Annotated in this window: 12 protein-coding genes; 7 read left to right on the top strand and 5 right to left on the bottom strand. The window is 63.1% G+C overall.

The window, feature by feature from the left end; genetic code table 11:
* Positions 1 to 27: 27 nt before the first annotated feature.
* Positions 28 to 1563 carry an amino acid permease gene (locus RG2_RS10055; protein WP_072782451.1) on the top strand — a complete coding sequence of 512 codons (1536 nt, stop codon included), beginning with the start codon at positions 28 to 30 and terminating at the stop codon, positions 1561 to 1563.
* A 74-nt stretch (positions 1564 to 1637) separates the two neighbouring features.
* On the opposite strand, the gene RG2_RS10050 is transcribed toward RG2_RS10055, so the two are convergent.
* Positions 1638 to 2465 carry a DoxX family protein gene (locus RG2_RS10050; protein ID WP_033236595.1) on the bottom strand — a complete coding sequence of 276 codons (828 nt, stop codon included), beginning with the start codon at positions 2463 to 2465 and terminating at the stop codon, positions 1638 to 1640.
* Positions 2466 to 2554: 89 nt separating this feature from the next.
* Here RG2_RS10050 and RG2_RS10045 point away from each other — a divergent pair, with 89 nt between their 5' ends.
* From RG2_RS10045 to RG2_RS10035, 3 genes are all read left to right on the top strand, one after another.
* Positions 2555 to 3715, top strand: coding sequence for a PQQ-dependent sugar dehydrogenase (locus RG2_RS10045; RefSeq protein WP_033236596.1), 1161 nt, complete (start codon positions 2555 to 2557; stop codon positions 3713 to 3715).
* A 109-nt stretch (positions 3716 to 3824) separates the two neighbouring features.
* Entirely contained in the window at positions 3825 to 5465 is a 1641-nt protein-coding gene (locus RG2_RS10040) for an HNH endonuclease signature motif containing protein (protein WP_165826303.1), read from the top strand.
* 37 nt (positions 5466 to 5502) lie between these two features.
* Positions 5503 to 6549 carry an NAD(P)-dependent alcohol dehydrogenase gene (locus RG2_RS10035; protein ID WP_033233154.1) on the top strand — a complete coding sequence of 349 codons (1047 nt, stop codon included), beginning with the start codon at positions 5503 to 5505 and terminating at the stop codon, positions 6547 to 6549.
* An 81-nt stretch (positions 6550 to 6630) separates the two neighbouring features.
* Here the strand turns inward: RG2_RS10035 and gatB are convergent, their stop codons facing one another.
* The 4 genes from gatB to RG2_RS10015 form a co-directional block, all read right to left on the bottom strand.
* A complete protein-coding gene (gene gatB, locus RG2_RS10030; protein WP_033233153.1) occupies positions 6631 to 8142 on the bottom strand; it encodes an Asp-tRNA(Asn)/Glu-tRNA(Gln) amidotransferase subunit GatB in 1512 nt (503 codons plus the stop codon).
* 25 nt (positions 8143 to 8167) lie between these two features.
* Complete coding sequence (locus RG2_RS10025) at positions 8168 to 9199, bottom strand: ATP-dependent 6-phosphofructokinase (protein ID WP_033233152.1); 1032 nt, start codon at positions 9197 to 9199, stop codon at positions 8168 to 8170.
* Positions 9200 to 9305: 106 nt separating this feature from the next.
* Entirely contained in the window at positions 9306 to 9968 is a 663-nt protein-coding gene (locus RG2_RS10020) for a response regulator (RefSeq protein ID WP_033233151.1), read from the bottom strand.
* A 9-nt stretch (positions 9969 to 9977) separates the two neighbouring features.
* The gene (locus tag RG2_RS10015; protein ID WP_033233150.1) at positions 9978 to 11186 is read right to left on the bottom strand and encodes a sensor histidine kinase; all 1209 of its coding nucleotides are present in this window, start codon (positions 11184 to 11186) and stop codon (positions 9978 to 9980) included.
* A 167-nt stretch (positions 11187 to 11353) separates the two neighbouring features.
* Here RG2_RS10015 and RG2_RS10010 point away from each other — a divergent pair, with 167 nt between their 5' ends.
* The 3 genes from RG2_RS10010 to RG2_RS10000 are packed head-to-tail and all read left to right on the top strand — an operon-like array spanning position 11354 to position 14194.
* Positions 11354 to 12037, top strand: coding sequence for a membrane protein (locus RG2_RS10010; RefSeq protein WP_033233149.1), 684 nt, complete (start codon positions 11354 to 11356; stop codon positions 12035 to 12037).
* Entirely contained in the window at positions 12034 to 13317 is a 1284-nt protein-coding gene (locus RG2_RS10005) for an alpha/beta-hydrolase family protein (protein WP_033233148.1), read from the top strand. The genes RG2_RS10010 and RG2_RS10005 overlap by 4 nt, the downstream gene beginning before the upstream one ends.
* A 25-nt stretch (positions 13318 to 13342) precedes the next feature.
* Positions 13343 to 14194: a spermidine synthase gene (locus RG2_RS10000; RefSeq protein WP_033233197.1), complete on the top strand. Its 852-nt coding sequence runs from the start codon at positions 13343 to 13345 to the stop codon at positions 14192 to 14194.
* Positions 14195 to 14201 lie beyond the last annotated feature (7 nt).

Raw genomic sequence — 14201 nt, 5'->3', positions numbered from 1 at the left:
CGCCGGGAATCAATCAAGGAGCAATACATGCCCGGAGTCGGCATATGGCGCACCAAATCCGTCGAGCAATCGATCGCGGACACCGACGAGCCTGAAACCAAGCTCAAAAAGGAACTGACCGCGAAGGACCTCACGGTCTTCGGCGTCGCCGTTGTCATCGGCGCAGGTATCTTCACCCTCACCGCCAGAACAGCCGGCAACGTAGCGGGCCCCTCGATCTCACTGGCCTTTGTTCTTGCAGCCATCGCGTGTGCACTTGCAGCCCTCTGTTACGCAGAGTTTGCCTCGACGGTCCCCGTCGCCGGCAGCGCGTACACGTTCTCGTATGCAACCTTCGGCGAATTCGCAGCCTGGATCATCGGCTGGGACCTGATCCTCGAATTTGCACTTGCCTCCGCCGTAGTCGGCAAGGGGTGGTCGCTCTATCTCGGCAATGTGATCGGGGCGAGCGGAAGCACCACAGCTCACATCGGATCCATCAGCTTCGACTGGGGCGCACTGCTCATCATCGGAGCGATCACACTTATTCTCGCGATCGGCACCAAGGTTTCGTCCCGAGTCTCTGCCGTCATCACCGCGATCAAGATCGCAGTTGTTCTCCTTGTCATCGTCGTCGGTGCGTTCTACATCAAGAAAGAGAACTACTCGCCCTTCATCCCGCCCGCCGAAGGCGCTGAGAGCACGGCTAGCGGAATTCACCAGACGCTGTTTGCTTGGCTGACCGGAGCCGGCGGAAGCAGTTACGGCGCATACGGTCTCCTTGCCGCTGCCAGCCTGGTCTTCTTTGCCTTCATCGGGTTCGACGTCGTCGCTACCACCGCCGAAGAGACGAAGAACCCCCAGAAGTCGCTGCCGCGCGGAATCTTCGGCTCGGTCGCGATCGTGACCGTCCTGTACGTCGCTGTCACCCTGGTTCTGACCGGCATGGTCAAGTACACCGAACTCAAGGACGGTAGCCCGCTCGTCGGCGACTCGAGTGCCACGCTCGCCACCGCCTTCGAAGCCAACGGAATCGGATGGGCACAAACTGCCATCAACTTCGGCGGCCTCGCCGGCCTGACCACTGTTGTCATGGTCATGATGCTCGGCCAGACCCGCGTCCTGTTTGCCATGTCACGTGACGGCCTGATGCCCAGGAAGCTTGCCAAGACCACCAGCAAGGGCATCCCGCTGCGCATCACGCTGATCGTCGGCGGCATCGTCGCAGTGCTCGCTGCCTTCTTCCCCATGGGAACTCTCGAAGAGATGGTCAACATCGGCACGCTGTTCGCCTTTGTGCTCGTCTGCGTCGGCGTGATCGTGCTTCGCCGCACCCGTCCCGATCTGCCGCGCGGATTCCGCGTGCCGTGGGTGCCGTTCGTTCCGATTCTCGCGGTTCTCGCCTGCGGTTGGCTCATGCTCAACCTGTCGGTCGAAACCTGGATTCGATTTGTGGTCTGGATGGCGATCGGCGTTGTCGTGTACTTCGCGTACGGTCACCGCAAATCGGTACTCGGTCGCAAGCTGAAGGACGGCACGGCGATCCCGGCCGCCAATGCCGCACCGGTGCTCGTCAAGGATTGATCAACCCAGATCGACAAACAGCAGCCGCCCGCCTTCCTTTTCGGAGAGGCGGGCGGCTGTTTTTCTACATCGGATCAGATGAGCGGGTTCGCCCCGTTCAGGAAAATCCACGTGCACACGCCGGCACCGATACCCAGAATCAGCACAACCAACGAACCGATGAAGGGCCGCTTCGCCCAGCCTCGGCGGCCGTCCAGCGCGATTCGCCCTGGTCCCGTGAGGATGATCACACCAGCGCAGATCCCCAAGAGCATCTCGTACTCGGTTCCGTTTGGCGCAAAGTACTCGAGACCTGGCTCAGCCAACTGACGAAGCGCCCATGCATTGATCATCACGGCCAGCACCGACGCCGCGGCAATCGGAGTCAACAGACCCAAAATCAGCAGTGCGCCACCAGCCACCTCGCCGACCGCACCCAAAATTGCCAACAACTTGGCCTGTTCGAATCCCGCTTCGGCCAACATCGTTTCGAAGCCGCCCAGCCCCGGGCCGTTCCACAAACCCGTCAGCTTCTGTAATCCGTGTACCAACGCGGTGCCGCCCACCGCCAACCGGAGCGCCAAAAGACCGAGATCCAGTGTTCCTCGGCTCGGCCGCGGATCTTCGGCCACCGGAATCGGGTCTGCGACCGCGACCGGATCGGCCGGCATCTCGTACGCGGTATCGCGTGTGAGCACCTCAGTCGGTTTATCAAGTAACCCCGGACGATATGCCGGGATTTGTTCGGTCACGGAATTTGCTTGCGCTGAACCGAAATCGAGATCGTCGTCGGTTCGCGGCAACGAATTGCGGGCATTCACCGGAGGAAACTGCTCCGTCGGTGAGTCGTAAGGACTGGACACTTTGCCCGTCGCCACGCCGGGTTCCGACAGTTCGCTGGGGTCTTTTCGCTCGTCAGTCACGTAGGAGAGCCTAAAGCGGTGACACGACGAGGTCGGGGAACCTACTCCGGCGTGGCGGCGCAGGGCATCGGTTACGTAACGTCTTCACCATGACTACGGGTGGACGCAACACGTCGCGCAGAACACGACGCGCCGCATCGGCAACCTTGGCACTCGCCTTCGCTGCGTCCATCCTTTCCGGTTGCGCCGACTTCGACGAATCGACGGCAAGCCCTTTCACTCCGGAACCGACCATCCAATCGAACGCGGAAGTTGCGCCGCAGAACCCGCAACCCTCGACAACTACCGCTCCGCCCGTAGCACCCAGCGGCCCCCTCGGCCCGTGTGTGGATGCCGACCCGGCGGTCATCGCAACGTGCCTCGACACCACCGGTGGACTGCTCACCCTGCCAGACGGAAACTCAGGTCTGGTTGCCGAACGCCGGACCGGCCGGATCCTGCAGGTCGCCCCCGGCCAAATCCCCGTCGAGGTCGCCAAGATCGACGTCGACGGAAGTGCTGACGGCGGACTACTCGATATTGCCCTGTCCCCTACCTTCGTCGAAGACAACCTGATCTACGCGTACGTCACGACGGGCTCAGACAATCGTGTGGTCCGCATTGCGCCGGGCGACACCGCAAAGGTAGTCCTCGGAGGAATTCCTCGGGGCGCCAACGGGAACCGAGGTTCCCTCGAGTTTGCCGCACCCGATCAACTCATGGTCCTGACCGGAGATGCCGGAAATCCAGCTGCTGCAAACGATCCCGCATCACTGGCCGGCAAGCTGCTTCGTGTTCGATCCCTCGCCCCCAATGCCACTCCCCCGCGCCCCGACGTTGTCCTGTCAGGTATCGGTAATGGCGGTGGCGTGTGCGTGGAACCCGGCATCGCGACGTGGGTCACCGATCGCACCGCACTGGAGGATCGCCTCCAACGGGTAGGTGCAGACGGTACCGTGACCGCTCCGGCTTGGACGTGGCCCGACCGCCCGGGAGTAGGCGGCTGCGTGGCAGTACAAGGCGTTGTTGCAGTGGCTTTGGGCGCGGGTAAAGCCGTGGCTTCACTGGCAACCGACCCCGGTACCGGCGCCATCACCACACCGCCGGGTGCTGTTGCCAAGGATACTTACGGTCAACTCGAAGGCCTGGCGTTGGGCGCGGACGGATTGCTGTGGGTCAGCACCGTCAACAAGTCGGCGGGCGAACCTGGCCCGAATGACGACAAGGTAGTGAAGATTCCCATGCCCAGCGGCGGCGGCGGAGTCGACTGATACTCGTCAAAAGCTAAGCCGCCCTGAAGTTTCCAGTCAGCATTCAGACTTTTCCGACTGATTTTCAGGAGCCCTCCCAATCGAACAGGATTTCGATTACGGTGGGGGAATGTTCGATCCAGGGGTGGGAAGTTTCGGTATCTCGGCACAGCTGAGTGGTACCGAAACTGATTGCGCCCTCGTTGATTTGATGGCCGAATTGCATTCGTGCGAGGCGATGTTGGTCGAGCGGAAACTGGCCGTGGTCGCGGAGTTCTTCACCCGCCGTAGCGCCGAGCATGTCGAGGGTGGCACGTGGACGTCGTCGGCGCACGAGTTGGCCGAATCCGAGGTCAGCGCGGTCCTGACGATGGGACGGGCTGCTGCCGGGAAGCTCATCGGGTTGGGTTTTGCGTTGAAGACGCGGTTGCATCGCACGCGGGCGGCGATGGCCCGCGGTGAACTCGACTTCTACCGGGTTGGGCTGATCGAGTCCGCGACCGCGAATGTCAGCGACGAGCTGATCGACGAAGTCGAACGCTTGCTGCTCGAGCAGGTGTTGGCTCCACCGGTGGACGGTGGGACGGGGTTGACGGGTCGGCGGTTGACGGCGGCGATCGACCGGATCGTGGCCCGCGTCGATCCGGAAGGCATGCGGGAACGACGACGCCGAGCCCTCGCCGATCGGTTCGTGGGGGTTAGTGCCGCCGAAGACGGGATGGCCCGCATCCTCGGCAGCATCCCGGCCGAACAAGCCCGCGCCTTCGACGGCCGGTTGCGGGAACTGGCGATGTCGTTGTGCCGCCACGACTCCCGCACCTATGAGCAGCGCCGAGCGGATGCGTTGGGCGCTTTGGTGAGCGGTTCAACGGTGTTGGTGTGCGACTGCGACCGCGCCGATTGCCCACAGGACCGCAGTGGCATGATCATCATTCGCCGGCCACTCGTTCATGTCGTGATGCACGAATCCACCGTCGCCGGCAGCGACACTCCCGGCAGCGACGAACCCGCTCACCTCGACGGGTACGGCGTGATCAGCGCCGAGCATGCCCGCGACATCGCGAAAGACGCAGACGTTCGGGAAGTGCGAGTCCCGGCAGACGCTGAACCTGAACCGGCACCTGCGCCCGCTTCGGCGTTGGTCTACCGCCCCGGCGCGGCACTCGACACGTGGCTGCGGGTCAGCGAGGGAAGCTGCCAATGGCCGCACTGCGATGTCCCGGCCTGGAACTGCGACCTCGACCACAACGATCCGTTCAACCACACCAACCCCGCGAAGGGTGGGAAGACGGTTGCGTCGAATCTGAGTGCGTTCTGCCGCAACCATCACCGCCTCAAGCATTCCGGGAAGTGGCAGCTCGCCCCGAATCCGGACCGCAGCGTCACTCTGACTTCGCAGACCGGCCATTGCTACCGCACCAGAGCTGCCGGACTACTCGCCGGGATGCAGGAACCACCGCCACCGGAAGGCGGCACCAGACGACGGACACGACTGGAGAACAAAGCTGCCCGCATCCGAAGCGAACGCAAACACCGCCGCGTCAAGATTCAAACCGGGCGGCGAAGAATGCGGAACGCAAACGCCGCCAAACCTTCCCGATCTCCACACCCCGACAGCATGTGCCCCGAAAGCGCACACCTAGCAAACACATCGACTACGGCAACGACCCACCACCGTTCTGAACAGACTCACCGATCCCGTGACCGAACATGCGCTGACGCGTACCCTTTTGTTAGCGGGACTAATCACCACGCTGCCAGGACCCGTTGACCAACCACGACAACGCAGTCGGGACAAAGGAGTCGGAATGAAGGCAATCCAGTACACGAGAATCGGCGCTGAACCCGAACTCACGGAGATTCCCAAACCCGAACCTGGTCCAGGTGAAGTGCTCCTGGAAGTGACCGCAGCCGGCGTCTGCCACTCGGACGACTTCATCATGAGCCTGCCGGAAGAGCAGTACAGTTACGGCCTGCCGCTCACTCTCGGCCACGAAGGTGCCGGCCGTGTCGCAGCGGTTGGCGACGGCGTCGAAGGTCTCGACATCGGAACCAACGTCGTGGTCTACGGCCCGTGGGGCTGCGGAAATTGCTGGCACTGCTCACAGGGACTCGAAAACTACTGTTCTCGCGCAGAGGAACTCGGTATTCGCCCTCCCGGACTGGGCGCCCCCGGCGCGCTGGCCGAGTTCATGATCGTCGACTCTCCTCGCCACCTTGTCCCGATCGGTGACCTCGACCCGGTCAAGACAGTGCCGTTGACCGACGCAGGCTTGACGCCGTATCACGCGATCAAACGGTCCCTGCCAAAACTTCGCGGAGGCTCGTACGCCATTGTCATCGGAACCGGCGGCCTCGGCCACGTTGCCATTCAACTCCTCCGCCACCTCTCGGCGGCTACCGTTATCGCACTGGACGTGAGCGCGGACAAGCTCGAACTGGCAACCAAGGTGGGCGCTCACGAAGTTGTCCTGTCCGACAAGAACGCGGCCGAGAACGTCCGCAAGATCACCGGAAGTCAGGGCGCCGCACTGGTTCTCGACTTCGTCGGCTATCAGCCCACCATCGACACCGCGATGGCGGTTGCCGGCGTCGGATCGGACGTCACGATCGTCGGGATCGGCGACAGCCAGGCGCACGCCAAAGTTGGATTCTTCCAAAGTCCTTACGAGGCTTCGGTGACAGTTCCGTACTGGGGCGCCCGCAACGAGTTGATCGAATTGATCGACCTCGCGCACGCCGGCATTTTCGACATCGCGGTCGAGACCTTCAGTCTCGACAACGGAGCGGAAGCGTATCGACGCTTGGCCGCCGGAACGCTCAGCGGCCGCGCGGTTGTGGTCCCTGGCTTGTAGATCGACAGCGGTAAACCACTGATGCCCAGCCGAATTCGATTCGGCTGGGCATCAGTGCTCAGTACTCGAGTGTGCGACAGACTAGCTGCACGCCTCCAGAACAAGTTCCTTCACCCGTGCGGCGTCAGCCTGGCCGCGGGTGGCCTTCATGACGTCACCGACAATCTTTCCGGCGGCCTGCACCTTGCCGCTGCGGATCTTGTCTGCGATATCGGGGTTGGCAGCGAGTGCCTCGTCGACAGCAGCCTTGAGCTTGGTCTCGTCACGCTCGACAACCAATTCGGGATGTGCCGCCAGAACCTGCTCGGGATCACCCTCACCGCCCAGGACGTGGTCCACAACCTGACGGGCGACCTTGTTGTTGAGCTTGCCGCTGTCGATGAGAGCAACAACCTGCGCGACCTGGGACGGCGTGATCGGCAGCGCGCCGAGTTCAACTCCGCGAGTGTTGGCCTGCTGTGACAGGTACGACAACCACCAGGATCGGGCGGCTTCTGGCGAAGCGCCGGCTTCGGTGGTGGCGATGACCAGGTCGATGGCACCGGCATTGACGAGGTCGCGCATGACCTCGTCGGAGATCCCCCAGTCCTTCTGGATCCGCGCGCGGCGGATCCAGGGCAACTCGGGCAAGGTGGCGCGCAGTTCTTCGACCCACTCGGCGCTGGGGGCAACGGGTTCGAGGTCGGGTTCCGGGAAGTAGCGGTAATCTTCCGCGGTTTCCTTACGTCGACCAGCGGAGGTGGTGCCGTCGGCTTCCTGGAAGTGACGCGTCTCCTGGATGACCTCGATACCGGCGTCGAGCACTGCCGCCTGACGACGCATCTCGTAGCGAACTGCGACCTCGACGCTCTTGAGGGAGTTGACGTTCTTGGTCTCGGTGCGGGTACCCAGTTCGGTGGAACCGATCGGCATCAGCGAGATGTTGGCGTCGCAGCGCATCGAACCCTGGTCCATGCGGACGTCGGAGACGTCGAGGGACTTCAGCAGATCACGAAGCGCCGTGACGTACGCGCGAGCGACCTCGGGGGCGCGCTCACCGGCACCGTGGATGGTCTTGGTGACGATCTCCACCAAGGGAACACCCGCACGGTTGTAGTCGAGCAGCGAATGGCTGGCACCGTGGATACGACCGGTAGCGCCACCCACGTGAAGGGACTTACCGGTGTCCTCTTCCATGTGGGCGCGCTCGATCTCGACGCGCCACGTAGTGCCGTCGTCGAGGACCACGTCGAGGTAGCCCTCGGTTGCGATCGGCTCGTCGTACTGGGAGATCTGGTAGTTCTTGGGCTGATCCGGGTAGAAGTAGTTCTTGCGCGCGAATCGACCCCACGGTGTGATGGAGCAGTTGAGCGCAAGACCGATCCGGATCGCGGATTCGACAGCAGCAGCGTTCACCACTGGCAATGAACCTGGCAGGCCCAGACAGACCGGGCAGACCTGGGTATTGGGTTCGGCACCGAACTCGGTGGGGCACGGGCAGAACATCTTGGTAGCGGTGCCGAGTTCTACGTGCACCTCCATACCCATCACAGGCTCGTACTTGGTCAGCACTTCGTCGTAATCGAGGATGTCGGGCGCATCGACAGCAGTCATGGTGACTAGTTTATGCGCCGGACGCTCAGCCGAAGAATGCGGCTGCCTCCTCGTAACGCTCCTTGGGCACGGTCTTGAGCTTGCGGGTTGCCTCGGCGAGAGGAACCAGGTCGATGGACGTACCGTGCAGGGCCACCATCTGGCCGAAATCACCGCGATGAGCTGCGTCGGTGGCGTGGACGCCGAAGCGGGTGGCGAGTATCCGGTCGTGCGGCGTCGGGGTGCCACCACGCTGGATATGGCCGAGAACCGTCGTCCGGACTTCCTTGCCGATACGGCGCTCGATTTCGTTGCCCAACTGCTGCGCGACGCCGGTGAAGATCTTGTGTCCGAACTCGTCGATGCCGCCTTCACGCAAAGTCATGGAAGCGGGATCGGGCATCGCGCCTTCGGCAACTACGCAGATGAAGTGAGAATCACCACGCTGGAAACGCTTCTTGACCATGGCGCACACTTCGTCGACGTCGAACGGCTGCTCCGGAACCAACGTCAGGTGAGCACCGGACGCCAATCCGGCCTGCAGTGCGATCCAGCCGGCATGTCGACCCATGACCTCGACGAGCATGACGCGCTGGTGCGATTCCGCTGTGGTGTGGAGGCGGTCGATCGCGTCGGTGGCAACGGCCAGCGCTGTGTCGAAACCGAATGTGACGTCGGTGCAGTCGATGTCGTTGTCGATGGTCTTGGGCACTCCGATCACCGGAACACCGCTCTCCGCGAGCCAACTGGCCGCGGTGAGTGTGCCTTCACCGCCGATCGGGATCAGGACATCGATTCCGTTGTCGTCGAGAGTTTGTTTGATCTGATCGAGTCCGGCCCGCAGTTTGTCGGGGTTGACGCGTGCGGTTCCCAGAATGGTTCCGCCGCGCGTGAGGATGCGATTGATGCGGTCGTCGGCCGCGAGGGGAACCTTGCGATCTTCGAGCAGACCACGCCAGCCGTCACGGAAGCCGACGACGGTACTGCCGTACCGCCCGTCCGACGTGCGAACCACCGCACGGATAACCGCGTTCAACCCTGGGCAATCGCCGCCACCTGTGAGGACTCCGATTCGCATTGTAAAAAGCACCTCTCAACAGTTGGTGATTGCAGGATCTGCTGTCCATCTTCCCCCAGCAGGCGCGGTGGCGCAGGATTGTCACTTTTCAGATCAAGCCCGGCAATCATCCCGGTGTGACAAGTCCACTTTCGTATGCAACGACAACCGCTTGTGCTCGATCTCGCAGGTCCAGTTTCGAGAGAACCTTGCCGACGTGTGTCTTCACCGTCTGTTCCGCGACAAACAGGTGCTCGGCAATTTCGATGTTCGACAGCCCTCGTGCGATCAGTTCCAGCACTTCACGCTCGCGTGGGGTCAACATATCGAGAGCGCTGGAACGAACCCGGGTGGGTGTTCTCCTACTCGTCACTTCCTCGATCAACCGCCGTGTCACGGTCGGAGCCAGCAATGCATGTCCTTCGGCGACGACGCGCACCGCCCGAATCAGTTCCTCGGCGGGTGCGTCCTTGAGCATGAAACCACTCGCACCGATCCGCAGAGCCTCGTAGACGTAGTCATCGATGTCGAAAGTCGTGAGCATGAGGACCCGAACCGGTGGCTCCCCACCCGTTGCCAGAATCTGGCGCGCTGCATCGAGGCCGTTCATCTCCGGCATCCGCACGTCCATCAACACGACGTCGGGGCGCAGGCGCGCTACTTCGGCAACCGCAACCCTGCCGTCGGGGGCATCTCCGATGACGCTGATATCGGGTTGCGCGGCGAGCAGGGCTCCGAATCCCTGTCTGACCATTGCCTGATCGTCGGCGATGAATACTGTGATGGGCACTCCGACAGCCTAGGCGGCGACCGTCGGCAATATAGCGCGGACCTCGAACCCGCCGCCCGCCAGGAGTTGCGTGTCAACCATTCCGCCGACGGCGGACGCACGCTCGACCATCCCGCGGATTCCATTGCCACCGGCGGTATCCGAAGACTTGGCGACACTGGAAGTCGGGACACCGCCACCCGCCGGCGGTCCGTTCACCACCCGAACCTGCGTGGACGCTTGGCCGAACTCGACGGACACCTCGATGGGGCTACCCGGTGCATGCCGGACGGCATTGGTGATCGATTCCTGCACGATGCGATACACGACAAGACCGGTGGACGCCGACACGCGTGTTCGATCACCATCCACGTTCCATACCAACGGAATTCCCGCGCGGGCGCTGCCTGCCAGTAGCTCGTCGAGTTGCAGCGCTCCCGGTTGCGGCGCGACCTGGGTGGCTTCGGCGTCGCTGCGCAGTACACCCAGCAACCCGCGAATCTCGTTGAGCGCAGCGCGCCCCGTGTCACCGATCGAATCGAACTCGGCGCGGATCTCGGGCGTCACGTCGCCGAGTCGGTACGGCGCACTCTGCGCCTGCACCACCACCATCGACATGTGGTGGGCGACAATGTCGTGCAGCTCGCGGGCTATCCTGGCCTTCTCTTCCAACACGGTTCGGCGGGCACGTTCGACTTCATTTACCTCTTCCTGCTTCGCCAACGCACGACGTGAAAGAACAAGCCACCGAATCAGGAAGCAAAAAACCACCAGCGCGGTCAGACCCACCGCCCACCCGGCACCGTCCTGGCCCGGCGTCTCGGCAAAGAACAACAGGACCGTCGAGATCCACGCAACCCCCACCACCGGTACCGCAGCAGTGAGACTGACCGCGGCAAGCAGAGCCATGATCACCATGATGTGAACGACCTGCCAGGGATATTCGTACCCGGGCACGAGATCGAATACGTGTGGAATCACCAACGCCGAGATCGCGGAAACAGCCCATCCCAGAGCGGGATTGATTCGGATCAGGACAAAGGGAAACGCGGCCAACGCAGCCACGAACGGCTGAATCGGCGGTGACACCGCATGCGTCAGGTGCAACGTCGGCCAGGCGACCGTAAAGAGAATCAACGTCACGACAACTACAGCTACGTTCGCGAACTGATCACCGGTCAACCGCCGCGACGCGCGGGTCACACTCGCCTGCGCCACTTTCATCTTTCCTGCCTTCATCACCTGTCCAGCCTAGAAAGCGAACCCTCGAAAGTCGTCATACTGCGGAGTGAGAAACCCCTAACCCCGCAGTATCAGTGGTCCAGGGTTCCTCTCACCCCAGAGCACAGACAAACCACTCTGCGGAGCGATGCTCAGGTGCACCCGCCGTTCATAGCGTCAACTGCATGCGAATCACACGAGCAACGACGCTGCCCCAGCGCAGCGCTATCTGGGCGACACAGCGTAGCGCAACCTGGGCAGCGCTGAGTGTTGTCGCAGCGGCGACGGTCACCATCAGTGCCGCGCCTCGCGACGTGCAAGCGGCAGCGCCGGAGAATCACCTTGCCGCACAGGCCGTTGCAGCGGTCACCAGCTCTGATGCCGCACCAAGCGTGCCGCGCGACTTTGCCGCGTTCTCAGGCTACGAACCCGTCATCGTCGCCGGTCACCTCGCCAATCCGAACGGTGCCTGCTCGTCCCCCGTTCCCCTTCCCGACGAGTTCGACTCCGCCTGCAAGGCCCACGATCTTGGCTACGACCTGCTCCGCTACGCACAGTTCCACGGCGACGAGCTCGGCCCATGGGCACGGCAAGCGCTCGACGGCCAACTCGACCAGCGAATGCACGATGCCTGTGACACGAGGGAATCCCCGGCGTCGCGGTCCTACTGCTTTGCCATGGCCGACATCGCAACCACTGCCGTGAACGGGAATTCGTGGCGTCAGAACTACCTGACGCCGGTTCAGGAATCCGGGTTCGGATACGCCGCCGCTGGTGTGCTCGGCCTCTCCGCACTCGGACTCACCTTCCTTCGGCCACGGCGACCTGCCGCGGCCGGCGCCTACTCGCAGAAAGCCGTTGCAGCATGAGCGTTCTCGATACCGTCCAACCGTCGGTGCTCTCCCGGATCGCAGCGGTCCCGCTCCCCCGCATCTCGGCAACGGTAGCCACGGGTTCGATGGCCGCAGTATCTCTGGCACCCGGCCTGTTGCCGAGAACCGCCGTACTGCAAGGACTCTTCAGCGGTGTGCTCATGGCGGTGGGAATCTTTGTTGCCTGGGCACTGACGACTGCATGGCACGCACTGCCGCTGCGGACACGATCGGAACGGTTCGACACTCGATCCTGGCGCACCCGAATTGCGATCGTTGCCACCGCCGTTGTTGCGCTGTTCGCTACGTCTGCCAACGGCTGGCAGAACTCACTCCGCGTTGCAATGGGGGCGCCGCCGGTCGGAATTCGCTACTGGATCGAAGTCATCTGCATCGCTGCACTGACCGTACTGATCCTGACCACAGTGGCATCGGGCATTCGGAAAGTACTGCACCGCCTGGGTTTTGCCCGCACCATCGGCATAGCAGCGATCTGCGCCTTCGGACTTCAGCTGGCTTTCGGCAGCATCGCCACCGCGTCTGCGCAGTCAGTGGAAGGGCTGAAGTTCCTTGCCGCCGGGACCGATTCGGTGCGTGTCTACGCCGATCTCAACTCCGGACCGGACGCAGGATCGCGGGCCGACCATGCGGTGGCCGAACTCGACCGCGTCGGCGGATTTGCTCGCAGCGCCGTCGTTGTGGCCGTCCCCACCGGTTCGGGGTGGATCGACACTCGGGCCGTCGACGGTATCGAGCAGCGATTCGGCAGTGACGTCGCGATCGTCGGTCAGCAGTACTCCGCTGCACCGAGTTGGGCTGCATTTCTGTTCCAACGCTCCGATGCCGAGGAATCGGCGCAGGCAATGCTGACCGCGGTCGCCACCCGCATCGCGGAACTTCCCGCCACCGAACGCCCCGACCTCTATCTCTACGGCCAGAGTCTTGGCGCCGTGGGCGGCAGCGCTGCCCTGGCCGAGTCCCTTCCGACGCAGTTGTGCGCCGTCCTCTGGGCCGGACCGCCCGCCGGCGCTACCCGAGTGGACGGGACAACCGTTCTGGCCAACACCTCCGATCCTGTGGTGTGGTGGTCGCCGGCCCTCGCGACGACGCCACCAGACCTGAGCCGCGCGGTCCAGGACGCCCCGATGCCGCAGTGGATTCCGGTGGTCAGTTTCCTTCAGACCAGCGTCGACATGCTCGCCTCCCTCGACGTCCCCGCGGGTCACGGTCACCGATACGGCACCGAGCAGGGCACGCAACTCGGAACCTGCCACTAGAACACAAGCGCCTAGAGTGGGTGCAGTGGCCAAAGGAACGCGCAAGACCAAGACTCGCAGCACCACCCCCGACCGCCGAGACGACGGACCTGTTCCCGGCGTCTTCCCCATCGACACCGGCACGTGTGAACTTGTTCGTGATCAGTACTCGGACACGGGGTGGATTCTGCAGATCAACGGTGTTCCCAGCTCACACATCGATCTGGCCGACCCGAAGACCTTGGACTTCGAGTACATGCGCTGGATCGCCCACCTGGTCGATTCGGAACGCGATCCGAAAGAGCGTCTGCGCGTCCTGCACCTCGGCGGCGGCGCCTGTTCGATGGCTCGGTACATCTGCGCGACGTACCCCGACGCCCGTCAGGTTGTTGTCGAAATCGACGGCGCATTAGCCGAATTGGTTCGCGACTGGTTCGATCTGCCGCGTGCACCACTGCTACGCATCCGCGTCGGCGAAGCGCGCGCGGTCACGGAAACTCTCACCGATTCGACGCGGGACATCATCATCCGAGATGTCTTTGCGGGCAGCACAACTCCGGTTCCACTGACCACGGCGCAGTTCACCACCCACGTACGACGCGTCCTTGCGCCGGGCGGGATTTACCTCGTCAACTGCGGCGACACCCCGGACTTGCAGGGGGCGCGCGCCGAAGCTGCAACCATCGGTGCGCAGTTCGAGCACCTGGCCATCATCGCCGATCCCGCAATGCTCAAGGGCAGGCGCTACGGAAATATGATCATCGCGGGTAGCGACGTTCCGATCGCACAGTCGCCGGCCCTTGCCCGTGAACTCCTGGGCGGCGGAGTTCCCGCACATGTGTGGGGAGACGCCGAGGTCCGCAAGTTTGCAGCCTCGGCATCCGTCCGAGAAGACTGAAGTCGGC

It is taken from the genome of Rhodococcus globerulus NBRC 14531 (genome assembly GCF_001894805.1).
Taxonomy (GTDB): domain Bacteria; phylum Actinomycetota; class Actinomycetes; order Mycobacteriales; family Mycobacteriaceae; genus Rhodococcus_F; species Rhodococcus_F globerula.
The sequence above is the reverse complement of the archived record's forward strand: the minus strand, read 5'-3'. Positions and strand labels throughout refer to the sequence as shown.